The organism is Paenibacillus sp. NPDC101420 (assembly GCF_050277435.1).
Taxonomy (GTDB): domain Bacteria; phylum Bacillota; class Bacilli; order Paenibacillales; family Paenibacillaceae; genus Paenibacillus_AQ.
On sequence record NZ_JBNNSE010000014.1, the window covers coordinates 1 to 24,408 of the forward strand.

The 24,408-nt window shown below is 44.7% G+C and carries 29 protein-coding genes, 1 rRNA gene and 1 riboswitch; of the genes, 27 read left to right on the plus strand and 3 right to left on the minus strand.

Features of this window, described 5'->3' with window-relative positions:
• Positions 1–94 (plus strand): 5S ribosomal RNA (rrf, locus tag ACQKMP_RS29890); the annotation flags it as partial.
• Positions 95–349: 255 nt separating this feature from the next.
• On the plus strand, positions 350–763 hold the full coding sequence (locus tag ACQKMP_RS29895) for a hypothetical protein (RefSeq protein ID WP_042183800.1): 414 nt from the start codon (positions 350–352) through the stop codon (positions 761–763).
• Between the two features lie 72 nt (positions 764–835).
• Here ACQKMP_RS29895 and ACQKMP_RS29900 read toward each other — a convergent pair whose 3' ends face one another.
• Positions 836–1,360 carry a hypothetical protein gene (locus tag ACQKMP_RS29900; protein ID WP_042183802.1) on the minus strand — a complete coding sequence of 175 codons (525 nt, stop codon included), beginning with the start codon at positions 1,358–1,360 and terminating at the stop codon, positions 836–838.
• Between the two features lie 208 nt (positions 1,361–1,568).
• On the opposite strand from ACQKMP_RS29900, the gene ACQKMP_RS29905 reads away from it, so the two are divergent.
• The 10 genes from ACQKMP_RS29905 to rsmI all read left to right on the plus strand — a co-directional run bounded on the left by ACQKMP_RS29905 (position 1,569) and on the right by rsmI (position 9,282).
• Positions 1,569–1,754 carry a sigma factor G inhibitor Gin gene (locus ACQKMP_RS29905; protein WP_042123074.1) on the plus strand — a complete coding sequence of 62 codons (186 nt, stop codon included), beginning with the start codon at positions 1,569–1,571 and terminating at the stop codon, positions 1,752–1,754.
• A 209-nt stretch (positions 1,755–1,963) separates the two neighbouring features.
• Positions 1,964–3,505 carry an aminotransferase class I/II-fold pyridoxal phosphate-dependent enzyme gene (locus ACQKMP_RS29910; RefSeq protein ID WP_427472469.1) on the plus strand — a complete coding sequence of 514 codons (1,542 nt, stop codon included), beginning with the start codon at positions 1,964–1,966 and terminating at the stop codon, positions 3,503–3,505.
• A complete protein-coding gene (tmk, locus tag ACQKMP_RS29915; protein WP_042183814.1) occupies positions 3,506–4,147 on the plus strand; it encodes a dTMP kinase in 642 nt (213 codons plus the stop codon).
• 123 nt (positions 4,148–4,270) lie between these two features.
• Positions 4,271–4,600: a cyclic-di-AMP receptor gene (locus ACQKMP_RS29920; protein ID WP_042183817.1), complete on the plus strand. Its 330-nt coding sequence runs from the start codon at positions 4,271–4,273 to the stop codon at positions 4,598–4,600.
• Positions 4,601–4,649: 49 nt separating this feature from the next.
• The gene (locus ACQKMP_RS29925; protein WP_042183820.1) at positions 4,650–5,093 is read left to right on the plus strand and encodes a YaaR family protein; all 444 of its coding nucleotides are present in this window, start codon (positions 4,650–4,652) and stop codon (positions 5,091–5,093) included.
• Between the two features lie 117 nt (positions 5,094–5,210).
• Entirely contained in the window at positions 5,211–6,185 is a 975-nt protein-coding gene (holB, locus tag ACQKMP_RS29930; protein WP_042123085.1) for a DNA polymerase III subunit delta', read from the plus strand.
• 137 nt (positions 6,186–6,322) lie between these two features.
• Entirely contained in the window at positions 6,323–7,123 is an 801-nt protein-coding gene (locus ACQKMP_RS29935; RefSeq protein ID WP_076286882.1) for a PSP1 domain-containing protein, read from the plus strand.
• 31 nt (positions 7,124–7,154) lie between these two features.
• Positions 7,155–7,520 (plus strand): DNA replication initiation control protein YabA, encoded by a 366-nt coding sequence (gene yabA, locus ACQKMP_RS29940; RefSeq protein ID WP_042123089.1) that lies wholly within the window; start codon positions 7,155–7,157, stop codon positions 7,518–7,520.
• Between the two features lie 77 nt (positions 7,521–7,597).
• Complete coding sequence (locus tag ACQKMP_RS29945) at positions 7,598–8,371, plus strand: tRNA1(Val) (adenine(37)-N6)-methyltransferase (protein ID WP_042183822.1); 774 nt, start codon at positions 7,598–7,600, stop codon at positions 8,369–8,371.
• The gene (gene rsmI / locus ACQKMP_RS29950; RefSeq protein WP_427472473.1) at positions 8,368–9,282 is read left to right on the plus strand and encodes a 16S rRNA (cytidine(1402)-2'-O)-methyltransferase; all 915 of its coding nucleotides are present in this window, start codon (positions 8,368–8,370) and stop codon (positions 9,280–9,282) included. The genes ACQKMP_RS29945 and rsmI overlap by 4 nt, the downstream gene beginning before the upstream one ends.
• A 325-nt stretch (positions 9,283–9,607) precedes the next feature.
• Here rsmI and ACQKMP_RS29955 read toward each other — a convergent pair whose 3' ends face one another.
• Entirely contained in the window at positions 9,608–9,862 is a 255-nt protein-coding gene (locus ACQKMP_RS29955; protein ID WP_042123095.1) for an AbrB/MazE/SpoVT family DNA-binding domain-containing protein, read from the minus strand.
• A 304-nt stretch (positions 9,863–10,166) separates the two neighbouring features.
• Here ACQKMP_RS29955 and ACQKMP_RS29960 point away from each other — a divergent pair, with 304 nt between their 5' ends.
• From ACQKMP_RS29960 to ACQKMP_RS30020, 13 genes are all read left to right on the plus strand, one after another.
• A complete protein-coding gene (locus ACQKMP_RS29960) occupies positions 10,167–11,450 on the plus strand; it encodes an HD domain-containing protein (protein WP_042183826.1) in 1,284 nt (427 codons plus the stop codon).
• 111 nt (positions 11,451–11,561) lie between these two features.
• On the plus strand, positions 11,562–12,332 hold the full coding sequence (locus tag ACQKMP_RS29965; RefSeq protein ID WP_042183828.1) for a TatD family hydrolase: 771 nt from the start codon (positions 11,562–11,564) through the stop codon (positions 12,330–12,332).
• A 197-nt stretch (positions 12,333–12,529) separates the two neighbouring features.
• Positions 12,530–12,759: riboswitch (cyclic di-AMP (ydaO/yuaA leader) on the plus strand.
• Positions 12,760–13,040: 281 nt separating this feature from the next.
• The gene (locus ACQKMP_RS29970) at positions 13,041–14,204 is read left to right on the plus strand and encodes a 3D domain-containing protein (RefSeq protein ID WP_042183829.1); all 1,164 of its coding nucleotides are present in this window, start codon (positions 13,041–13,043) and stop codon (positions 14,202–14,204) included.
• A 176-nt stretch (positions 14,205–14,380) separates the two neighbouring features.
• Complete coding sequence (rnmV, locus tag ACQKMP_RS29975) at positions 14,381–14,932, plus strand: ribonuclease M5 (RefSeq protein WP_042183831.1); 552 nt, start codon at positions 14,381–14,383, stop codon at positions 14,930–14,932.
• The gene (gene rsmA, locus ACQKMP_RS29980) at positions 14,929–15,813 is read left to right on the plus strand and encodes a 16S rRNA (adenine(1518)-N(6)/adenine(1519)-N(6))-dimethyltransferase RsmA (RefSeq protein WP_042183833.1); all 885 of its coding nucleotides are present in this window, start codon (positions 14,929–14,931) and stop codon (positions 15,811–15,813) included. Before rnmV ends, rsmA begins: the two co-directional genes overlap by 4 nt.
• A gap of 71 nt (positions 15,814–15,884) precedes the next feature.
• Positions 15,885–16,787, plus strand: coding sequence for a sporulation peptidase YabG (yabG, locus tag ACQKMP_RS29985; RefSeq protein ID WP_042183835.1), 903 nt, complete (start codon positions 15,885–15,887; stop codon positions 16,785–16,787).
• Between the two features lie 414 nt (positions 16,788–17,201).
• Positions 17,202–17,477 carry a biofilm formation stimulator Veg gene (gene veg / locus ACQKMP_RS29990; protein WP_019914493.1) on the plus strand — a complete coding sequence of 92 codons (276 nt, stop codon included), beginning with the start codon at positions 17,202–17,204 and terminating at the stop codon, positions 17,475–17,477.
• Between the two features lie 180 nt (positions 17,478–17,657).
• On the plus strand, positions 17,658–17,834 hold the full coding sequence (locus ACQKMP_RS29995; RefSeq protein ID WP_042183837.1) for a small, acid-soluble spore protein, alpha/beta type: 177 nt from the start codon (positions 17,658–17,660) through the stop codon (positions 17,832–17,834).
• 140 nt (positions 17,835–17,974) lie between these two features.
• Positions 17,975–18,829 carry a 4-(cytidine 5'-diphospho)-2-C-methyl-D-erythritol kinase gene (ispE, locus tag ACQKMP_RS30000; RefSeq protein ID WP_042183839.1) on the plus strand — a complete coding sequence of 285 codons (855 nt, stop codon included), beginning with the start codon at positions 17,975–17,977 and terminating at the stop codon, positions 18,827–18,829.
• A 76-nt stretch (positions 18,830–18,905) separates the two neighbouring features.
• Complete coding sequence (gene purR, locus ACQKMP_RS30005; RefSeq protein WP_042183840.1) at positions 18,906–19,733, plus strand: pur operon repressor; 828 nt, start codon at positions 18,906–18,908, stop codon at positions 19,731–19,733.
• Between the two features lie 210 nt (positions 19,734–19,943).
• A complete protein-coding gene (spoVG, locus tag ACQKMP_RS30010) occupies positions 19,944–20,234 on the plus strand; it encodes a septation regulator SpoVG (RefSeq protein ID WP_042123119.1) in 291 nt (96 codons plus the stop codon).
• Positions 20,235–20,506: 272 nt separating this feature from the next.
• Positions 20,507–21,907, plus strand: coding sequence for a bifunctional UDP-N-acetylglucosamine diphosphorylase/glucosamine-1-phosphate N-acetyltransferase GlmU (gene glmU / locus ACQKMP_RS30015; RefSeq protein WP_042183845.1), 1,401 nt, complete (start codon positions 20,507–20,509; stop codon positions 21,905–21,907).
• A gap of 87 nt (positions 21,908–21,994) precedes the next feature.
• Positions 21,995–22,948 carry a ribose-phosphate diphosphokinase gene (locus tag ACQKMP_RS30020; RefSeq protein WP_036678796.1) on the plus strand — a complete coding sequence of 318 codons (954 nt, stop codon included), beginning with the start codon at positions 21,995–21,997 and terminating at the stop codon, positions 22,946–22,948.
• 185 nt (positions 22,949–23,133) lie between these two features.
• Here the strand turns inward: ACQKMP_RS30020 and ACQKMP_RS30025 are convergent, their stop codons facing one another.
• On the minus strand, positions 23,134–23,334 hold the full coding sequence (locus tag ACQKMP_RS30025; protein ID WP_042183847.1) for a hypothetical protein: 201 nt from the start codon (positions 23,332–23,334) through the stop codon (positions 23,134–23,136).
• Between the two features lie 124 nt (positions 23,335–23,458).
• Between ACQKMP_RS30025 and pth the strand changes: the two genes are divergently transcribed.
• Positions 23,459–24,019: an aminoacyl-tRNA hydrolase gene (gene pth / locus ACQKMP_RS30030; protein WP_042183849.1), complete on the plus strand. Its 561-nt coding sequence runs from the start codon at positions 23,459–23,461 to the stop codon at positions 24,017–24,019.
• An 84-nt stretch (positions 24,020–24,103) separates the two neighbouring features.
• Positions 24,104–24,334 carry an anti-sigma-F factor Fin family protein gene (locus ACQKMP_RS30035; protein ID WP_042123127.1) on the plus strand — a complete coding sequence of 77 codons (231 nt, stop codon included), beginning with the start codon at positions 24,104–24,106 and terminating at the stop codon, positions 24,332–24,334.
• Positions 24,335–24,408: the final 74 nt, after the last annotated feature.

Sequence of the window (24,408 nt, forward strand, 5' to 3'; positions counted from 1 at the left end):
TCCACGCGTACCCATCCCGAACACGACCGTTAAGCCCTCCAGCGCCGATGGTACTTGGACCGAAGGGTCCTGGGAGAGTAGGACGTTGCCAAGCAGATTAAGCCATTGTTGATAATATCAGCAGTGGCTTTTTTTCTTTTTTATTATGCAAGTATTTAAGGCTAGTAATAACAGTAGAATAGGTTACTGTGGAATGACATTTTTGTTACCGACGCTGCGGTGGATACAAGTATAATAGAAAAGTGCTAATAGTTAGCAGATCTTTAATACGAAGGAACTACTCATAAATTCTAACTTTGAATTTTCTTGTGTCTTTAGATGCATTGTAGAGGTAGGGAGGATTTAAGGCATGAAACAATTAAAAATATTCAAGTTAATAATGATTTCTTGTATTTTAACTTTAATACTGGCAAGTTGCGGGGCTAAAGAACCTAAGTGGGATACTTTTGAGGGTGCACTGAATGAGAAAAGCTTCCCTGTCCCCCATGAGGCAAACTCACCAGACCAGACCACTACTAACGTTGCCATGGATTATGTACGTTATTCTTTACCTGGATTAAAGGAGAAGAATGGTATTCCGGATCCTTATTTGGAGGCTATTAAAGCCTGGGGATGGACAGAACAGGAAGATGATGATAGTGATTCTTCGGGTGTTTTTCTGAAGGATGGGTTAACGGTTCATTTAACAGTGCATGATGATTATTTTGTAGTGATGATTCCTAAAGAAAAGAAGACCTCCATTAAAGGCCTTAAGACGAAATAAAGAATCGCCATCCCTAAGGATGGCGGTTTATTTTTTAATACGTGAAAATAATATGAGCTATACTGCTGCACTTTATTGAGAGTAATAGGATACATCGGTCGGATTGAATTTCAGCATGCCTCCCTGATCCTGTCGATTCAGTCTGAACAGAGTATAAAGACGAGGCAGTAGGAGCCATAAGTGACAAGTGATCAGTGATACTGTAAATGCTGGCGGTGACCAGAAAATAAAGAGTGCTGCAATACAAAGACCGATATAGAAATTATGTAGTTGTACTTTACGGAATATACGGTAACTAATATGTTGATCAGGCATAAACCCTAACCAAGGCAGTTTAAATGAGACAGACCATCTTTTTGAAATGGGGTGTCCTGAGATTAAAAGAACTGAGCGTGAAATGACATATTGAACCCAGAAGGCTACAGGCGCTGCTATGATTATGTAAAGAATGCTCCACCAGGAAAGAAATACGGTTTCGAGCACAAGGACTAATAAGGGAAGCATAATATAAATAGGCAGCAGGCGTGCCGTTAGATTTACTTTTTTAATTAGTTTATATTGATAGAATGTAGCTGCACCTTTGGTAGTGGGTTCCATAGATTATAGTCTAACCTCCTCGTGAATTCGTATGTTCTTAATATCGGCGAGTGGATGTATTTTATTAAACTGCGGCGAAAATTCACCGATATAACGGCAACGGAATATATATAATGCACGATACGGAGGATATGAAAAAACTATGAAAAGGTTTAAAATGATAGAAGGTGTATCATACTGTTCTTAAAAGAGTCAAGGTGGGATGGTTATGGAACAGCAAACCGGGCAAGCTTGTATCATTTGTGGACAGGTAAAAGAGGAAGGTATTGTGATTGTCTCGCATTTTATTTGTGAGGAATGTGAGGCTGAGATGATACGTACCGAGGCTGAAGATGCCAAGTACCGTTTTTTTATCGGCCGGATGAAGAAGATTGGATTGCAAAAGAACGCTTAAGTAGAGTAACTCTGTTAAATGATGCAATTAAGAGAGCGGTCTGGATGAAAGATACGAAGGCTGCATTAGTGATATTCAATACACGGCTTCCTCGTTCTTCAGGCGGGAGGAGCCGTTTTGTTGTCCAAAGGGCCGCTTTTACACTGAAGCGTAGGCGTTTGCGAATATTTACGTTAAAATAGAAGGAACCCTATGGGAAGGAATTTAATATGAATAAATTACAACGTTGTAGGGCGCCTATATACGAAATGCTGGAACAATATAGAATTATGGGTAATAGATCATATCATGTGCCAGGTCATAAGAATGGAGAGGCATATGATGGCGTTGAAGGCGCTGGCTTTTTAGATGAGGTAATGAAGTATGATGTTACGGAAATTTCCGGAACGGATGATCTTCATCATCCTGAGGGAGTTATCAAGGAAGCGCAAGAGTTGGCAGCAGATTGCTTTGGAGCAGAGGAAAGCTTTTTTCTGGTTGGAGGGAGTACAGCCGGCAATCTGGCTCTTATTCTAACCGCTTGTCCCGAGCCTGGAATGATTATGATTGTTCAACGCAATGTGCATAAGTCAGTCATTCATGGACTGATGTTGGCTGGAGTACGTGCTGTTTTTCTGGAGCCTCTGATTGATCCACTCAGCGGCTTGGCAGTCGCGCCGGCGGCCAAAGCTGTTAAGGCTGCACTTGCAGCCTATCCTGAAGCCGCAGCTGTACTTGTTACTATGCCGAATTATTACGGCATGGGTAGTGATCTTGCGCCCCTCGCGAGTATTTGTCACGACAGCGGTGTACCGCTGCTTGTGGATGAGGCGCATGGGGCGCATTACGGGCAGCACCCGGCGCTGCCAGCCGGGGCACTTGCTTGTGGCGCGGACGGCGTCGTGCAGTCCACGCACAAGATGCTCACAGCGATGACCATGGGCGCTATGCTGCATGTCCAAGGGCCGCGGCTCAACCGCGCCCTGCTCCGGCAGCGGCTCGCCATGGTGCAGAGCTCCAGCCCATCATATCCTATGATGGCGTCGCTGGATCTTGCCCGGCGTCTGCTGCACAGCCGGGGCAAGGGTGCCTTCACGGCGGGGCTGGCCGCCGTGGACGTTCTACGGCGCGGGCTCGCGGAGCTGCCGCGCTACGGACTAGTGCAGCCGGCAGAGCCGCTGCACCCGAATACGCCGCCTGATTCTTTGGCGGCGTATGTGACACAGGACCCCTTTAAAGTCGTCATTTATGACGCCACCGGGGTCCTGAGCGGCTTCGAGCTGCAGCGCAAGCTCGAAATAAAGGGCTGCGTGCCGGAGATGAGCGATGACCGGCACGTAGTGCTGCTGTTCAGCCTTGGATCGAAGGCTGAAGATGCAGATCATTTGCTGCAGGCGCTGCGGGAAATAGATTCGGAGGAACCTTCCGAATCACAGAACGCCCCCGACTTATCAGGCGCTCGCAATATTTCCACGTGGAACAATTTCCATTCTTTACAAATCTCAGATCCTGTCCCCTTCTCATTGAAGCCGGTGTCAGCAAATGAAATTGAAAGCATTGATCTTGAACATTGCGTGGGTAGAGTGGCGGCAGAGATGGTTATTCCCTATCCACCAGGCATCCCGGTATTATATCCGGGTGAAGTGATCACAGATCAGATCCAAAGAAGGCTGGCTGGTTTAGCTAAAGGAGGCGCCAAATTCCAGGCTTGTGCTGATCCGGTCTTGCAGCGTATTGAGGTATACAACATTCAGAAGGGCGGAGAAGCATAAGTGGGAAAAGAAGGATTCTTCATAACATTAGAAGGGGGCGAAGGCTCCGGAAAAACAACGGTACTAGGTAGAGTAACGGCCTATTTACAGAACCGGTCCATGCCTTATCGAATTACCCGTGAACCGGGTGGCGTTGAGATTGCTGAGAAGATTCGTTCCATTATTCTAGATCCTGCCCATACAGCTATGGATGCGCGTACAGAGGCATTACTATATGCTGCATCAAGAAGCCAACATCTCGCCGAAGTCGTTGAACCGGCTCTTAGAGAAGGGCTTACTGTACTCTGTGACCGCTTTGTAGACAGCAGCCTCGTTTATCAAGGACATGCGAGAGGACTCGGAATAGAAGAGGTATGGAGTATTAATCGTTTTGCGATAGGGAACCGTATGCCGGATCTAACCTTTTATCTGGATGTAGACCCAGAGATAGGGTTGTCACGGATTGCAGCGAATCAAGAACGGGAAGTGAATCGTCTGGATCTGGAGAGCCTTTCTTTTCATAAGAAGGTTCGTGAAGGCTATCAATTATTAGCCCAGGCCAATCCGGACAGAATAGTAGTTCTGGATGCTAATCGCCCCATTCATATGGTAGAACAAGATATCGTGAGAACTCTTGAAGAGAGAGTATTAAAGGGTTTTTAAGGTGTTTTGTCTAATATACTAAGAGAAGTAACATATAACTAGGCGTGTGCTTATGAAGTAAGGGTTACTACGAGTAACTCTAAGTAGTAATACACCATAAAAATATTGGGAGGGAATGCGAAGATGAAGTTGATCATTGCAATTATCCAGGATAAAGACAGTAACCGGTTGTCCAGTGAGCTAGTCAAAGCCAATTTCCGTGCTACTAAACTTGCAAGTACAGGTGGATTTCTACGGGCAGGGAATACGACATTTATGATCGGGGTAGAAGACAGTCAGATTGAATCCGTATTGACCGTGATCCGTAACAGCTGTAAAGTGCGTGAACAGCTAGTCACTCCTGTAACACCGATGAGTGGAACAACGGATTCGTATTTGCCACTTCCTGTTGAGGTACAAGTCGGTGGAGCTACTGTATTCGTACTTCCTGTAGATCGTTTTGAACATTATTAAGTATAATATAGATTAGCAAGCCATTTATAAAAAGGGCGGTAGATAACCTTTGAAGATCAATCCGGGGTATAGGCCCTTGAAGAGTGAGATGCCAAATGCAGAAGGGGCTAACAAACCCGTTCAGCAAAAAACGTTCTCTGATGTTTTTCAGCAGCAAAGTGAGCAGAAAACCAAAGATGAACTGAATCGCCAGATCAAAGAAATACAGTCTCAAGGCGATCGTTTATCTAAGTCTATGACGATTCGTGAGCTTACCATCTACCGGATGATGATCAAAAGATTTCTGGAGGAAACGGCTCGAAGAGGCGTCATTCTGAAGGAAACACGCGGATGGGATCGACGTGGACGTGGCAAGCGTTACAAGCTGCTTGAGGAAATTGATTCGGCTTTGCTATCAATGGCAGATGATTTGCTGAATAGTGAGCAAGGCCGGATCGATCTGTTAGGACGCGTTGGAGAAATCCGTGGGTTGTTAATCAACCTTTCTTTTTAAAATATAAGAAAGTATATGCTTTACACTATACTTTAGCCTTATATTTCTCGATTAAACACTTATCGTCCTTATAAGGACGATAAAGGCGTTTATGTTTGAAAGTTTTGGGAGGAAATTATGCCTTTTCATGATATAGTAGGCCAGGAGAACGCCAAGCGGCTACTCCAAAACGCCTTGCGCAAAGAAGCTGTGAGTCATGCTTATTTATTTACAGGGCCGGCAGGCAGTGGACAAATGAAAACGGCGCTGATGTTTGCCCAAGCTATATTTTGTACCCAGAGCAAGGACGATGCCTGTGGGGAATGCCTGGAGTGCCGCAAAGTAGAACATGGAAACCACCCTGATTTGTCACTGCTGCAGCCAGATGGAGCAAGTATTAAAATAGATCAAATCCGTGAGCTGCAGCGCGTCTTTTCCTATCGGTCAGAGGGTGTGAATCCGAAAGTTTATATTATAGATGGAGCAGACAAAATGACGGTACAAGCTGCCAATAGTCTGCTGAAATTTCTGGAGGAACCACCAGCTCCGGCTGTTGGAATCTTAATTTCTGATAATAGCCGTTCCTTATTGCCAACCATTCAGTCGCGGACTCAGCGGATTCCATTTAGTCCGTTAAACCCGGATATTATGCTCCAAGCTCTGGCAAGTGAGGGCGTTCCCATACCCTTAGCTCGATGTGCAGTATCACTTAGTTCAGGACTTGATGGTTGCAGGAAACTTTTGGAACAGAATTGGTTTGCAGAAATGAGAAATGTAATGTTACAATTAGCTAAGGAGTCCTTAGGCAAGGGCAGCTCCGCTGTAGCAACTGCTGGGCAGAAGCTGTTCAAGACCGGACTCGCTGAACATTTGGATATCTTCTTCAGCATGTTCCATCTGTGGTTTAAAGATATGCTTTACTTCCTGTATCGTAAGCATGAGAGTATCGTTTTCATAGATCAGTTAGACTTTATTTCCAGGCATGCCCGTGAGCGGAGTGCGGAACAATGGGTGGCTTATATGGGATTTGCTGCAGAGAGCACTAAGAAGCTGCGATCCAATGCCAATGCCCAATTGTGTCTGGAGCAGTTTTTAATCCGACTGGAAAGTTAAAGGATTAGTTATGATATATCCTCCGGATGTCGCTTTACCTGGAAATATCGTTTTAACAGACGAGGAAGGAAGCATGGATCATCAGGGAGCGGACATGCCCATAGATTCCTTTTACCGGCAAACAAGGGGGTTAATTTTTGTACAGCGTAGTAGGTGTCCGTTTTAAAAAAGCGGGTAAAATATATTATTTCGATCCACTTGATTTTCCGATTGAACGGGATCAACATGTTATTGTGGAGACAGCACGTGGGGTTGAATACGGTAAAGTTGTCGTAGGCAAAAAAGAGGTGGAAGAATCCGACGTAGTTTTGCCCCTCAAAAAAGTGATGCGTATTGCCGGAGAAACCGACGCACGCGTAGTTGAAGAGAACAAAGGGGCCGCTAAAGAGGCTTTTACCACCTGTTTAAATAAAATACGCGACCATGGTCTCAAAATGAAGCTCGTCGATGTAGAGTTTACTTTTGACCGTAATAAGATTATATTTTACTTTACGGCCGAAGGACGGGTCGACTTTAGAGAATTGGTTAAAGATCTAGCAAGTATCTTCCGGACCCGCATTGAGCTACGGCAAATTGGGGTGCGTGATGAGGCTAAAATGCTAGGTGGACTTGGACCTTGTGGGCGAGTGCTTTGTTGTTCATCTTGGTTAGGGGATTTTGAACCCGTATCCATTAAAATGGCGAAGGATCAGAACCTGTCACTTAATCCGACGAAGATTTCAGGACTTTGTGGACGTCTGATGTGTTGTTTGAAATTTGAGCATGACAATTATGAGAGTGTAAAGGAAGAAATGCCAGCGGTCGGCAAGATTGTCGTGACCTCATTGGGTGATGGCAAAGTAGTAGGACTTAATGCCGGAAGCCGTACGGTTCATGTACAGTTGTTTGAAGTGGGCAAAGTTAAGGAACTTCCAATGGATGATGTTGTCGTCAAGTAAACCATTATAAGGTTACTTTCGGGGTGGAAACTTGGAGAAGAAAAATATATTTGCACACATGCAGGATATGGAAGCACAGATGGAAACGATGCGCGCCAATCTTGGAGAATGGAAACAGACGGTAAAAGAACTGATGGAAGCTAATCAGAGGTTAACTCTGGAGAATGAACAGCTTCGCAAAATTTTAAAGCGGGATGCACCTTTGGATCCTACCGTAGATTCTGCGGAGGCGGAAGCTCTTTTAGCTGCCGGAGAGGGAACAGAAGAGGTTGTCGGGGAAGGTTATGACAACTTGGCCCGGCTTTACCATGAAGGCTTTCACATCTGTAATGTTTATTTTGGACATTTACGTACGGAAGGTGATTGTCTGTTCTGTCTTTCTTTTCTTAATAAATGAGGATATCCAGCCGTAGGAGATTGATCCTACGGTTTTTTTTGAATTTTAGCTCAACAAAACATTTAGGAGATTACTACATGACAAATTCTTTTAACGATATATCTGTTCCTTTGTTGCCGACGGAGCGGGTGGATGATTTATTAACACATGACTTGCGCATTATTCAAAGTGACGAAGTATTTAGCTTTTCTATGGATGCTGTACTGCTTGCCCGTTTCGCCAGCGTTCCGCCTCGTGGGAGAGTCCTGGATCTTTGTACTGGGAATGGTGTAATTCCTATTTTGATGACGACCCGAACTAAAGCTTCTATAGAAGGGATTGAAATTCAGCCCCGTTTAGCGGATATGGCTCGGCGTAGCGTGGCTCTAAATGGGCTACAGGATCAGGTTGTGATCCATGAAGGTGATTTACGTGAGTTATATAAAGTAGCAGGACATGGCGTATATGATGCAATAACAGTCAATCCTCCTTATATGCCGCTTAACGGCAGTGACCTCAAGCTGAACACTCATCAGGCTATGGCTCGTCATGAAATCGGGTGTACGCTGGAGGAGGTCATTCAAGCCTGTGTGAGACTGGTTCGCACCGGTGGAAAGGTAAGTATGGTTCACAAGCCACAACGATTGGTCGATATTATTAGTCTTATGAGAAAATATAGGCTCGAGCCTAAGATTATTCGCTTTGTACATCCACGTGCGCATCTGGAAGCTAATATGGTATTAATTGAAGCGATACGTGATGGTAAGCCGGAGGTTCGTTTACATCCACCACTCATTGTATATAATGAGGACAATCAATACTGTCCAGAAATTATGGACATCTACTATGGTGCTAAAGAGGGTAAATCATGACGATATCATGCCAAAGCAGTTTTCAGAACAATAACAATACACATAAGCAGGAATCAACCGGTTCACTCTTTTTGGTGGCAACACCCATCGGTAATTTAGAGGATATGACTTATCGTGCTGTCCGCACTTTGCAGGAATGCGATATTATTGCAGCTGAGGATACAAGACAAACTCGGAAATTGTTGAGCCATTTTGAAATTACACCCTCTATGCTGTTCAGTTATCATGAGCATAATAAGGCTGCCAGTGGACCTGAACTTATCCGCTATATAATAGAAGGAAAAAATTTGGCACTCGTCAGCGATGCCGGTTTACCAGCCATTTCCGACCCTGGTGCTGACCTTGTAGCCCTTGCCATAAGTCACGGTATACCAGTAATTCCTATACCCGGAGCTAACGCAGCTTTGTCAGCATTAATTGCCTCCGGTCTGCCTACGACTACTTTCACTTTTATCGGCTTCTTACCTCGAGAACGTAAAGATATCCGTGTGGTATTAAGTCCACTTCGTTCGGCGCAAGGGACTATACTGTTCTACGAATCTCCACATCGCGTGGTGAAGACATTGGCTCATCTCCATGAAGCATTTGGCAATCGGCGAATTGTGCTTGCTCGTGAACTGACAAAGAGATATGAGGAGTTTCTGCGTGGGACGATCGAGGAATGTACGGATTGGCTCGCTGAACATCCACCACTTGGTGAATATGTTATCGTCGTTGAAGGCGAGAGCAAGGAAGATGCTGAAATGGCGGAATCGGCCTGGTGGCGCCAGTTAAATATTGAAGAACATGTTGCTCATTACGAAGCAGCAGATATGCCGCGTAAAGAAGCTATGAAAAAAGCAGCCTCTGATCGTGGTGTGTCAAAGCGGGATATTTATAACGCACTTCTGGATAAAACGGAGCAGCAGTAAGTGTTATTGACGGATTCTAATTCTAAGAGGCTAATAAGGTGCGGAGGGGTATTACGAAGCTGACGAGATTCTAGCCTGAAGGTGGTTCCCAAAAGGAAGCCCAAGATAGACCAGATCATGGTAAAAACTCGATTTGCTTCATGCTCTCACCGCATTCCCCATCATTATTAGGTGTCATGAGGGGAGTTAATACTTGTAAACACCTTTTGGGCAGGAAACACAGGTGATTGCAGAAAAAAAATACCTCCCGCGGTCACGGGAGGTCAAGGAGATATGAAAAGGTTAGAATTAACAATTTGATTAGTTCTATTATATACTATTTATTTTAGTTTGTCACAGGGGTAGGGATAGTAGAAATGCATTCATGACAAACTATTTTTCCTTTGAAGTAAGTTACGTTCTCAGCGTTGCCGCAGAAAATGCAGGCAGGCTCATATTTCTTAAGCATAATGCGCTCACCATCAACGTAAATTTCAAGTGCGTCTTTTTCACCAATGCCAAGAGTACGGCGCAATTCAATGGGAATAACTACCCGTCCAAGTTCGTCTACTTTTCTTACAATTCCTGTTGATTTCATCATAACAATCGTTACTCCTCTCAATGTTCCAAAAACGTCATTATTCGACATTGTTCACTGTTTTATGATATTTATAATACCAACGATTCCCAAAACAGTCAACCTTTTTTCATCTGTTGAATAAGTGCTTTTTCACGAAAACTTTGAATTCCCTATAACAATCACGAATTCTAAAAAAAGTGAAAAAATAAACTTTGTCGATTTACCAAGACTAAAAACGTCACTATTCGACAAAGTACGACATAATTACTTATTATATACTTATATTGGTTAAAATCATACTAAATTTAATAAAGGAGTTGATCTCATGAAGCAGCCGCTCACAGAAGAAAAGGTTTTCAAAGATCCGGTTCACAATTATATCCATGTGCAGGATACTATTATTTGGCGACTAATAAATACAAAGGAATTTCAGCGTTTACGCCGTATTCGCCAGCTGGGTACCTCGTATCTTACTTTTCATGGCGCAGAGCATAGTCGGTTTTCTCATTCCCTAGGGGTGTACGAAATTACACGTAGAATTATTTCGCAATTTGAACGAAGCGGGTATAAGGATTGGATTCCTGAAGAAAGTCTGCTCACCTTGTGTGCGGCCTTGCTGCATGATCTGGGACACGGTCCATTTTCCCATTCTATAGAAGAAGCTTTTGAAATGAATCATGAGGATTGGACTTGTCGAATTATTCTGGAGGACACAGAGATTACTGAGATCTTGCGTGATGTGGAGGAGGATTTTCCTCGTAAAGTAGCCTCTGTAATCGCTAAAACTTATGAGCATGAAATTGTTGTAAATCTGGTTTCGAGTCCGCTAGATGCTGATCGCATGGATTATTTGCTGCGTGATGCATACTATACAGGTGTAAACTATGGAACGATCGACATTGATCGGATTTTAAGAATGCTGCGTCCTTATAATGGTCGAATTGTTGTAAAAGAATCGGGAATGCATGCCATTGAAGATTATTTAATGTCGCGTTATCAAATGTACTGGCAAGTCTATTTTCATCCGGTGACACGCAGCTCAGAAATTATTTTGCGACAAATTTTTCGTAGAGCCAAGGAGCTTTTCCAAGAGGGGTACAATTTTAGTTTCATGATTAATCCACTGGAGGATTTGTTCCGTGGTGAGGTGACAGTGAAGCAGTATTTAATGCTGGATGAAGCACTGGTACAGACGGCTTTTATGCAGTGGACGCTTGAGAAAGATGAGCTACTAAGCGACTTGTGTACCCGTTTTATTCATCGTAAACTTTATAAATATGTTGAGGTGGAGAATCTCGATACAGATATGATTACTGAAATTCGCAGCAGTTTTGCGGCAGCGGGACTTCACCCAGAATATGATTTGGAGATTGATTTTCCGACAGATCTGCCCTATGATGTGTTCCGTCCGGGAGAAGCTTTTGACAATAAACAAATTCTGCTGCTTGATCGGCATGATCATCTGCGGGAAATTTCAGAGGTGTCGGATATTGTGCGTTCTATTAGCGGCATTCACCGTGGAAGATATCATCTTTATTTTCCTCAGGATAAGTTAAGAAATGCGCTTACGCGATTGCCTGCTTCTATTGCAGAGATTTTTGCAAAATAATACAAGAAAATATGGGATTTTTGACAGGAAGAGTAGAAAAATAAGATATCACGGATAGCGTGAAACTTATATTGTCTTATATTAAAAAAAGAACAAGGAGTGAGGGTTAAAATGTTTCTGTTTGACACACATACGCATCTGGATGCACCTCAATTCGACGAGGATCGCGAAGAAGTTATCGCTCGTGCTGTAGAAGCAGGAGTTAGCAAGATGATTAATATCGGATTTAATCGGGAGACGATTCCCTCAACGATGAAGCTGGCGGAATCTTATGATTATATTTATGCGGCAGTGGGTTGGCATCCTCAGGATGCGATTGATATGAAAGAAGGAGATCTCGATTGGATCGCTTCTCTATGCAGTCATAAAAAAGTAGTGGCTATTGGTGAAATCGGACTGGATTATTACTGGGATACTTCTCCCAAGGATGTGCAACATGAAGTTTTTCGCAAGCAAATTGGACTAGCCCGTGAATTAAATATGCCGATTTGTATTCATGATCGTGATGCACATGAGGATGTTGTACGGATTTTACGGGAGGAAAAAGCAAATGAGGTTGGAGGCGTGATGCACTCGTTCTCAGGAAGCTGGGAAACAGCTAAAATGTGCTTGAATCTTGGTTTTCATTTATCCTTTGGAGGACCCATTACGTTCAAAAATGCAAGAGTGCCAAAAGAAGTGCTTGCGCAGACACCACTAGACCGATTATTGATCGAAACCGATGCTCCATATTTGACTCCACACCCCTTCCGCGGGAAGCGAAATGAGAGCGCTCATGTGAAGCTTGTAGCAGAGGCAGCAGCTGAAATTAAAGGGTTAACATGGGAAGAATTGGCTAAAATAACGTATGCGAACGCACTGGAACGATTTGGGATTGAGTGAAAACGGGAGCAAAACAGGTGAAAAATAGAGAATGGCCGATATATTAAACTTTTTTAATATAAAAACGGCTGAATATTACAATATTTTAACCATATTTTTGCGTAAACGTGGTTGAATCGTCCTTTACAACATGCATCAAAACAGGATATCATCTTTTCAGTGATGTGAGCTGTGTTATAGTGACAGCCATTGATTCATGGATCGTCTCGCTGAGTCTCCGTATGGAGAACGGGGGAACCAATATTGACCTACCGCATGCCTGTATTTTAAATACGGTTTAGACGTGCCGTAGGACAGTATTTGATTTCTTCACGTGGTCTTTGGGGTGAATTTAAGGGCAACCGCCATGAGCGGGTGACCTGAAATAGGGCGTCTCTCTTTCGTCCGAACCCGACAGCTAACCCCGTAAGCGCAAGTAAGAGAGGCAACCTCGTGCACAAGCATTCTCTATTCTGATATTGGAGAAGCCACGAAAGAGTCCTCAGTTGAACTCTTTTTAGGCTTTTTTATTTTTGAATAAATAGAATGTTGCCCACATACTGTTATATAACAGGGGTGGGAGTAGCTGTGCCGAGCAGGCGATCCATGAGCAGGAGACGCTAAGTTATTACGTGCGTGTCCTGTGACAATCTCAAATAGTTTCGTCAAAGGAATTCAGTCCTCATGATATACAATTGACGACGGGGCTATGTAAGGAGGATGGAGAGAATGGGCGTATTCCAACCAGAAGTATCCCATGATTCGCAGTCATCCAGCAGGTCTTTCGCATTACGGTGGGAGCAAGTAAATACTCGCGTACTTTTACTTGCAGGCGTGATTTCAGTCGCTATCGCGCTACTTATTCTGCTGTACGTACACGGTCAAAGTAACAAACAATTATTTTTAGTAATAGACGGGCAAACACAGACGCTTGAAACGCGGGAAGCGCTTCTTGGTGATGTGTTGGAGAAAGAGCAAATTTCGCTGCAGCCGCATGATGAACTATCTTTAGGTCTGAGTGATGAAATAAAAGACGGTGACCGTGTCGTTATCAATCGTGCGCAGAAAATTAGTCTTACTGCGGATGGAGCAACAAAAACGTTATATACGACCGAGGACACAATTGGTAAAGCAATTGAGAAAATGGGCATTACCCTAGAAGGTCATGATAAGATTTTCCCTTCGTTAGACACCACCATTTCTGCAAACATGGAGGTTAAGATTGTTCGCATCAACAAACAGACCGTACAGCGAACAACTAACTTACCCTTCAGAGTCATCAAGACAGCAGACCCCTCCCTTACTGTGGGAACAGTTAGAGTGGCACAGGCAGGCAAACCAGGCGTCATGATTCAGCATATTGAGAAGATCTACCAAGACGGAGAACTGGCCTCTATGCGCATGATTGGTAAGGAAGTACAAACGGTAACGAAAGATAAGATTATTGCCGTTGGTACCAAAGCACTTCCTAAGCCGGCTGTAGCTAAGACTACAACAACTTCCAAATCAAACACCACTTCAAAAACGGCTAAGGTTAGCGCTAAGACTAATAATGTCACAAGCAAGGCTGGCGTAGACTTTGAGTACAAGAAGATGATTAAGAACGTCTCCATGACAGCTTATTCATCAGAAGAGCCAGGTATTGGTAACAAAACTGCTTCCGGAACACGCGTAACGGAAGGTCGTACAATTGCGGTAGACCCGAATGTAATTCCTATTGGCTGGTGGGTATATATCGAGGGGCTTGGATTCCGCCGAGCAGAAGATACTGGCGGTGCCATTAAAGGCAATAAAGTAGATGTCTATTATGATTCACTGAGCCATGTGCGTAATTTCGGACGTAAATCACGTACCGTTTATGTGATTGGACCTGTGAAGCCGGAGTTAAACTAGGCTGAAGCTTTTGCAAATTATTCTTTGATAAGCTATAGTGATGATAACCGTTAAGGAACGCCAGATGATCATTTCGTTGATCGCAGAGCAACCGCTCATCACTTATACATTCTTTAACCAAAAGAAGAGGAGCGAAACCTCTTCTTTTTTGCTTTTTTTGGAAGGAGTCAAGAGATATGATTAAGGAATTAATTGTCGTTGAAGGTAAGAGTGATACCGTCGCTGTTAAACGTGCTGTAGAAGCAGATACGATCGAAACAGGGGGCTCGGCTGTAGACCGGACCGTAATTGCGAAGATCGCGCTTGCTATGGAGCGTAGAGGAGTGATTATCCTTACTGACCCGGATCATGCGGGTGAACGAATTCGTAAGATTGTGTCCGCAAAGGTGCCGGGCTGTAAGCATGCCTTCATTCCTGAGAAGGACGCAACCCGCAAGGGAGATATCGGTGTGGAGAACGCTTCACCAGAGGCGATTCGTCATGCGCTGCGGAATGTACATACCTCTTTTGAAGGTGCACCTGCTTTAATTGGACTTGATGATTTAATGGCCGCTGGAATGCTTGTACACCCTCGGGCAGCTGAAAGACGTATGGCACTTGGTAATTTGCTTGGAATCGGATATTGTAATGGCAAGCAGCTGTACAAGCGGCTGGCGATGTTTGGAATTACGCGGGAGGAATTTGCCGGAGCTCTCGCCCAAATTGATCAGGGGGGCATTACTTCATGAGTGGTAGAGAGGAAATTTCGACTCCAAAACGGACGAAAGAAATTATTCAACGTTATGGATTCAAGTTCAAGAAGAGCTTAGGACAGAATTTTTTGATTGATCAAAATATATTGGACAAGATTGTTGACGCTGCTGGGCTAGATAGCGAATCAGGGGCATTGGAAATCGGCCCTGGGATTGGTGCCCTGACGGAGCGTTTGGCGCTAACCGCTGGTGCGGTGACCGCTGTGGAGATCGACCGTAGGCTGATTCCTATTTTAAGGGACGTACTTTCCCCTTATCCGCATGTTAAGGTTCGTAATGATGATGTTCTGAATGTAAATCTGCAGGAGCTGTTCAAAGAAGATTTTGCATCCGTGAACAAGGTAAGCGTAGTTGCCAATCTGCCGTATTATGTAACTACTCCGATTCTGATGAAGCTGCTCGAAGAGAAGCTTCCGCTTGATAACATTGTTGTAATGATTCAGAAAGAGGTTGCGGAGCGTATGGCCGCTTCTCCGGGAGGAAAGGAATACGGGAGCCTTAGCATTGCCGTGCAGTACTACAGCGAGCCTGAGCTCGTCTGCATTGTGCCGCGTACGGTGTTCATTCCTCAACCTAATGTGGAGTCCGCTGTAATCCGTCTAAAGGTAAGAGAGCGTCCACCGGTAGAAGTTGAGAGTGAGAAGCACTTCTTTGAGGTCGTCCAAGCTTCTTTCACACAGCGTCGCAAGACGATTGCTAACAATCTCAAGGCTCGTTACTTCCCTGAAGAGGGACGTGAGCGTCTGGAGGCTTTACTCGCAGAAGCTGGTATTGAACCAACACGTCGTGGAGAAACGTTAAGTCTAGAAGAATACGCCCGATTAAGCGGTGTTCTGTTGGCTGCTGGAATTGAATAAGCTAAAAACATAGCTAGTTATGAACCAACTGAGGCCTTTGCCCATACGATGGGGTAGAGGTGGTGGTTGTAATGAATTTAGGAGACTTGGTCGTTCGCAAATCTTATGGCGGAGATTTGACTTTTCGTGTAGATCATATTGTGCAGGACAGAGCCGTCATTAAAGGCACAGATTTCCGTCTGTTGGCGGATTCTCCTCTGAATGACTTGGTTCAAGTTCCTCCTACCCGAATTACGGAACGAGGACAGCAGGCACAGATTAAAGCGAATGAATCACTGACACAGCTGCGGAAAGACCGACAGGAGCAAAGTCAGCGGAGCGGGAGCGCTCTATCAGAAGGAGCATGGGCTCCATCGCCCAAGGAAGCTGCTTATTTTGAAGTGCCGGGGAAAGTACTGCATCTGGATGGCGATCCAGCGTATTTGAATAAGAGCCTTAGCTTATACGAGCAATTGCGGATCCCTGCTGAAGGTCATCATGTTCATGAGTCCGCAATGGCTGACACTTTATACCGGCTGCTGCCCCGCGTGCGTCCAGATATTGTGGTGATTACCGGTCATGACGGGGTGCTGAAGCAACAGCATACTTACGATCTTCACAGTCTGAGCAGCTATAAAAATTCGCAAAACTTCGTAGCTGCTATTAGGGTAGCTAGGGATTATGAGCGAAATTTTGATGCGTTGACGATTGTTGCAGGTGCTTGTCAGTCACATTTTGAAGCACTGCTGGGGGCAGGGGCGAATTTCGCCAGTTCTCCTGGACGGATATTGATCCATGCCCTAGACCCAGTTTATGTGGCGGCAAAATCGTCGTTCACGCCCATTAGGGATACGGTGAATCTGAGTGAGGTTTTGAACAACACCATTAGTGGTAATCAGGGAATCGGCGGTATTGAGACCCGTGGCAGCTTCCGTATTGGGATGCCGCGTCTGCAGAACCTGTCAGCACTAAAAGTGACACCTTCCGCAATTTAATCGACAGGTACTGGTCTATTTTCAAAGCTAATAGGTAATTTGGAGTGGCCGAATAGAGTAACGCGAAGAAAGGGTGAGCGATGAGCTTAACCCTTTTTTTATATAAGAAAGTATAAGTTTCACGCTATACATTATCCTTATATTTCCCGCATTAACGCTAACCGTCCTTATAGGGACGACGCCAAAGGCGATTATGCTTGTGTGAAATGGTAGTTATCTTTAAAGATCGACAATGTTATTTTTCTTGCTTTGTGGTAAACCTATTACAGATAACAAGGCTATTAGTTCGCCTCTGATTCTCCGCAAAAAAATTCCGTTGACAACCAAATATTCATCATCTATAATTATTTATTTGCTTTGACAAACACCTGGGGAAGTTGTATAATGGACAAGAAAAGAGGTGGTCGTCAGGCAATGGCTAATAACGCGCTGTTGGAAATCAAACGCAGTCTCGAAGCTCACGTCGGTCATAAGATCACGTTGCGTGCAAACGGAGGTCGTCGTAAAACCGTAGAACGCACCGGTGTCCTGGAAGAAACGTACCCTTCTGTATTTATTGTCAAACTGGATCAGGAGCAGCAAACATTCAAGCGAGTCTCCTATAGCTATGCCGATATCCTTACTGAATCTGTGGAAATCACAGTATGTGAAGACGATGGGCAGATGCGGATTATGTATATTAAAGCTTAATGTTTCACGGGCAGCTTCCTTTGGAGGCTGTTTTTTATTTGTATCAGAAACGGTTGTCCTTCATAAAGGATGACTGTTTCTTTTTTTGCGTTAATATTCAGTGAATGATCCTTGTTCTAAGCAAGCATACTAATTGAGCAATCGGTTTATCATTTTCTTTCATAAGGGAGGAATTCCGTAATGAGCCGCAGAAAACGAGGCATGATGTCGGAAGAACTAAAGACAGAGTTAGCCAAGGAGCTTGGTTTTTACGAAACGGTGGAACGTGAAGGCTGGGGAGGAATACGGGCGAAGGATGCAGGTAATATGGTGAAAAGAGCGATTCAGCTCGCTGAAGAGGCTGCCCGGAAATCTTAATCTTTAGCGTGTGAACAATTATTTAACGAAAAAGGGTGCGTCTAACTGGCGACACCCTTTTATTATTGGACTTCATTAGAAGTTTTTCATATAATATGTTAAGTTGTTTTTACGGGAAAAGCTGAAGGTGGGTGAACGCCTTGAAAATGTATGAGAAGGCACCAGCTAAAATTAATTTGATGCTGGATGTGCTGCACAAGCGTGCTGACGGTTTTCATGAGGTGGAAATGATTATGACCATGGTAGATCTAGCAGACCGTTTAGAGCTGTCTGAGCTGCCAAGGGATACTATTATAATATCAAGTCAAGCGGGTTATATTCCCCTAGATGAGAAGAACCTGGCCTTTCAAGCGGCTAGGCTTATTAAAGAGCGTTATAACGTGAAGAGTGGTGTACATATCCATCTGGATAAAAGAATACCGGTGGCAGCTGGCCTGGCTGGCGGCAGCAGTGATGCAGCGGCTACCCTGCGTGGTCTGAACCGACTGTGGCGCCTAGGTATACCTGCGCAGGAGCTGCAGGAGCTTGGCGCTGAGCTTGGCTCAGATGTGCCTTTCTGCGTTACAGGTGGCACTGCCTTGGCAACAGGTCGTGGCGAGAAGCTGACGCCGATTAAGAATCCTCCGCAATGCTGGGTAGTATTGGCTAAGCCACCTATCAATGTATCGACTGCGGAAGTATACGGACGTGTGCGGAGCAATAATATAGCTGTTCATCCTTCGGCTCGAAAGATGCAGGACGCGATCGAAGCTGGAGATTTTGGGGGCGTGTGTAATCATCTGGGCAATGTGCTTGAGGATGTTACCCTAAAGCTACATCCAGAGGTCCAGCAGCTCAAAGAGGCGATGGTTAAGCTCGGAGCAGACGGAGTGTTAATGTCCGGCAGCGGTCCTACAGTGTTCGGTTTAGTGTCCAAGCAGTCTAAAGTAGCAAGAATTTATAATGGACTGCGAGGGTTCTGCAAGGAAGTCTATGCAGTGAGATCACTCAATTAGTATGCTTCTCTTGTGTAAACCCGTACAAAAGTGATATATTTTTCATAAAATATTCGGTTTTGGCGAGGAGCATTCCGTGAAGAAATTAAAAAGAAGCCAACGTTTGGTAGACATGACTCAGTTTTTACTTGAGCGGCCACATGACCTACTGCCGCTGTCTATATTTGCCGATCGGTATGGAGCGGCTAAGTCCTCCATCAGTGAAGATTTGGCAATCATAAAAGAAGTATTTGAAGGTGAGGGCATTGGAGAGCTTCAGACCTTAGCCGGTGCAGCAGGTGGAGTACGTTATATTCCTGTGATGCCTAAAGAAATGGCGCTCTCTTTTGTTAAACGTTTATGTGTGCAGCTGGAACAGACAGATCGGATATTGCCTGGTGGTTATTTGTATATGTCGGACCTGCTTGGACTGCCATCTTTGATGGAGCAAGCAGGGAAGATCATCGCAACGGCCTTTTATGGATCGGAAATCGATGTGGTGATGACAGTAGAAACTAAAGGGATTCCGCTAGCCTATGCAACGGCAGCACAGCTCGGCTTGCCAGTAGTGCTGGTACGACGTGATCATCAGGTTACAGAAGGCTCAGCAGTAAGCATTAATTATGTATCTGGATCACATAAGAGCATACACACCATGTCTCTTTCTAGACGAGCACTCAAGGAGAAATCACGGGTACTCATTGTAGATGACTTCATGAAGGCAGGCGGGACCGTTCGAGGGATGGTTGATTTACTCGGTGAGTTCAATGCCGAAGTTGCTGGAGTGGGTGTGTTGGTCGAATCAGGTGCAGTAGAGACGGAAGAGCGTCTGTTGCATGACTATGTTTCTTTAGTGAAACTAAGCGAGGTAGACTCGAAAGAGCGGCGGATTTCCGCGCATCCGGGTAACTACTTTTCCTCTTGATAGATTGACGTTTCTTTGTTTTCAAAAAGCGTGGAAATTGTCGAAAACGTAAGGGATATTAAGAAAATCACCCGATGCGTGTCGAAAACAACAGATCCTAAAAAATATATTTCTTTTTTAGGTATTTTATGGAATCAAAAAGAAGGAATTCGCTTTGCTGTGTGGAATTATACACCAAGTCTCTGATGGAAAAAGGTGGTGAACACACACATGCAAATTACGGATGTCAGACTCCGCCGCGTTAACTCTGAGGGGAGAATGAAAGCAATCGCATCCATTACAATCGATAACGAGTTTGTTGTTCATGACATTCGCGTCATCGATGGTAATAACGGGATGTTTGTTGCAATGCCCAGCAAGCGTACACCGGATGGCGAATTCCGCGATATCGCTCACCCGATCTCTTCGGGAACACGCGAGAAGATTCAATCCGCGGTTCTGGCCGAGTACGATCGCGCCGCTACTGAAGAAGAAGAAGAAGTTATTGAAGAGGGAGCTTAGGCTGCCTCGGAAGACGGCTACCTTTTGGGTGGCGTAGGATCCGCCGTTTTTGATAAGATCATACCGAATATACTTCATGACTTAAGCAGCTTGATCTTGCAAGAAAAGCTAGCGCTAGTGAAGGATTTGACGACATCTTCGAAAGGCAGCGATAAATGCTTTTCTAACATGGGGTTTATAGAAAAGAGAACCATGACTTCATGGTTCTCTTTTCTTTTTGCCCGGAATGAGATATATTCAGTAGTGAGTTCAAGAGTAGGAGGTTGGCATTCTTGAAAAGAATGGCTGTAGTTCTTGCCGCAGGTCAAGGCAAGCGAATGAAATCTAAATTATATAAGGTGCTGCACCCCGTTTGCGGTAAGCCAATGGTAGGGCACGTGCTTGATACAGTAGAAGCGACCGGATGCCAGCGCACCGTTGTTGTTGTTGGGCATGGCGCAGAGAAGGTTAAGGCCTATGTAGGGCAAAGTGCGGAATACGTGCTGCAGGAAACTCAGCTCGGTACTGGTCACGCTGTCAAACAAGCTAAGGATTTGCTCGGTGGTGAAGAAGGAACGACGATTGTTGCTTATGGTGACACTCCGCTTATTACATCGGAGACGCTGATAGGATTGATGGCTCTGCATGAGGAGCGTCAGGCGGCAGCGACTGTATTAACCGCAGTAATGGATGATCCATCTGGATTAGGACGGATTATACGTAGTGAAGATGGCGGCTTAATGAAGATCGTAGAACAGAAAGATTGTAATGCCGAACAGGCAGCTATTCATGAAATCAACACAGGAATTTATTGCTTTGATAACATCAAGTTATTTTCGGCTTTAGAGAAGGTTACTAACAGCAATAATCAACAGGAATATTATTTGACAGATGTTATCAGTATTCTGCGTGAGCAAGGTGATCTTGTTCTAGCATTCCAGACTGAGGATGCTAACGAGTCTATTGGTGTTAATGACCGTTTAGCTTTATCTGATGCGGAAGGTATTATGCGTCAACGTATCAACCGCAAACATATGCTGGGTGGCGTAACCATAATCGATCCTGCCTCCACATATATCGGAGCAGATGTAGTCATTGGGTCGGATACAACGATCTATCCAGGAACCATCTTGAAGGGTAAAACTGTAATCGGTGAGAACTGTGTGATCGGACCGGCAAGTGAAATCGAAGATTGTCAGATCATGGACGACGCGACGATTAAGCAGTCCGTATTGAATCAAGCACAAGTTGGCGCACGGACTACCGTTGGGCCTTTTGCCTATTTGCGTCCAGGTTCTATACTTGGAGAAGAAGTGAAGGTTGGAGATTTCGTCGAGATCAAGAATGCTACGATTGGTGACGGTTCTAAGGTGTCGCATCTTAGCTATATTGGCGACGCATCTGTGGGTAAGAATGTAAACGTCGGTTGCGGTGCGATTACTGTTAACTACGACGGGTATAATAAATTTACGACAACAATTGAAGACGATGCCTTTATCGGCAGTAACGTTAACCTTATTGCACCGGTTTCTGTGGGCAAGGGAGCTTTTGTTGTAGCTGGTTCGACAATTACGCGTTCCGTTTCAGAGAACGATCTGGCTGTTGCCAGAGTACGGCAGGAGAATAAACCGGGATATGCAGAGAAGATCCGTTCCCGTGCAAAAGCGAAGAAAGACCACTCGAGTCCATCGTAAAGCGTTGCTAAGAAGCGCCGGACGGACTTATATTTCCGCGCCGGCGCCTTTGGAAAGCTAAATTCCGTCACGGAGGGTTTAAATTTTATGACTTATTGTGATTCCAAATTAAAGATTTTCACCTGTAACTCCAACCCAAAGCTTGCTAGTCAAATCGCTGATTACATCGGAATTCCGATGGGTGAATCGCATACTACAAGTTTTAGCGATGGAGAAATTCAGGTCAAGCTGTCAGAGAGCGTTCGGGGTTGTCATGTGTATATTGTTCAATCCACCTGCGGCCCGGTTAATGACAACCTAATGGAGCTTTTAGTTATGGTGGATGCACTCAAACGCGCCTCCGCAAAAAGCATCAATGTGGTTATCCCTTACTATGGTTACGCTCGTCAAGATCGGAAAGCTCGTTCCCGTGACCCTATTACGGCCAAGCTGGTAGCAAATTTGATTGAAAAAGCCGGCGCCCACCGTGTAATTACGATGGACCTCCATGCTATGCAGATTCAGGGATTCTTTGATATTCCAGTGGATCACTTGCTGGGAGTTCCTATCCTGGCTCAGTATTTCCGTTCCAAACAAATCGAGAACCCAGTTGTCGTATCGCCAGATCACGGCGGTGTAGTACGTGCAAGAAAGCTTGCTGATTTCCTGAACGCTCCGCTTGCAATTATAGACAAGCGTCGTCCAGAGCCGAATGTCAGCGAAGTCATGAACATTATCGGTAATATTGAAGGTAAAACAGCCATTCTGATCGATGATATTATCGATACTGCTGGAACCATTGTACTTGGTGCTAATGCTTTGATGGAAGGCGGCGTGAAGGAAGTATACGCTTGCTGTACACACCCAGTATTGTCTGGTCCTGCACATGAACGTCTGGAGAATTCTCCAATTAAAGAGATTATCGTGACAGATACGATTCCAATTCGCAGCGCGAACCCAACTTCTAAACTCAAAGTGTTGTCCGTGGCTCCACTTATGGGTGAGGCAATTATCCGCGTTCATGAAGAGTTGTCGATTAGTAAATTGTTTGAAATTGAATAAATATAATCAATAATAGCAAGCAAAAACGCCTTCGGCGTCCCAAAAGGACGGTAAGCGTTTATGCGAGAAATATAAGGTTGATGTATAGCGTGAAACTTATACATTCTTATATTGTACAAAAGGGTTACACCTCCGCTCTCGGAGATGTAACCCTTATCGGCGTGATGCAGGTAGAAGCGCTGGCTTCAATACCCGGCGCGGGAGACGAAGGTGAATATGCTGCGGTTATAGAGTGTCCCTTGCAGCTCCACGAATCCTTCGTCCACTGCTGTCAATACACCAATGTCAATGTGCACGTCGCCTCTGTATATTTCCACAGGCACAGCATATTGGATATGGTACTGAAAATCGCGCTGATGTGTTAAGATTCCACTTTGATGTAGCATAGGTTATCACCTGTCTTCGGAGTATAATTTCGCTCTGGTTGCACAGAGATATGTAGATAAGATCTATTGTACCAAAAACGGACTTCTCTTGCCGGAGAGCCCGATGGAAAGGAAAGGTTCGATAATGAAATGGATTGTCGGATTGGGAAATCCGGGAACACAATATGCGAAAACAAGGCATAATGTTGGTTTTATGGCATTGGATGAGCTTGCGGCTCAGAACGGGATTTCCTTCAACCAAAGCAAATGTAAATCCGTGATCGGTGAAGGGGTTATCGGGGGAGTCAAAACCGTATTGATTAAACCGATGACCTTTATGAATTTGTCCGGTGAGGCCGTTCGCGCTTATATGGATTATTACAAAGTTAAACTAGAAGATATGATCGTCGTCTACGATGATCTAGATACCGAAATCGGAAAAATTCGCTTGCGTTATCAAGGTAGTGCTGGTGGGCATAACGGAATTAAATCGATCATTCAGCATGTAGGTACACAAAGCTTTAATCGGGTACGAATGGGTATTTCTCGCCCTGAACCGGGTTTTGCAATAGTGGATTATGTTCTCTCTTCTTTTCCTAAAAAGGAAGGCGATCCTCTGAAGCAGATGATCCTTAATACTTGTGATGCACTGGAGTTCAGCTTACAGAATTCATTCGAACAGACGATGGCTAAATTCAATGGTTGATCTGTAAACTCTGTTGGTTATGAGGCTAAAGATGATGCTCCCCGGACATACTGAAGGTATATAGTACCTTCAGGAGGCATATAGATGGCAATAAACTATGTATGTAGGCACTGCAAGACATCTCTAGGCAGCATTAATAGAAGTGATGTAACAGAAATGCAGTTGGGCCTTCATTCCTTGACCCCTGCGGAGCGCAGAGATATAATAGCGTATAATTCAGAAGGTGAGATCACGGTAAAGGTGACTTGCGACTATTGCAAGGAGGCTTTAGAGCATAATCCGGAGCTTAGCCTGCTGACGAGTCCGCTTCAGTAGGTGATAGCGCCTGTCTCTATCGTCATCCGCAAGCCTTGGCGTTACAGCTGAGGCTTCTTTTCGATTCCAATCAT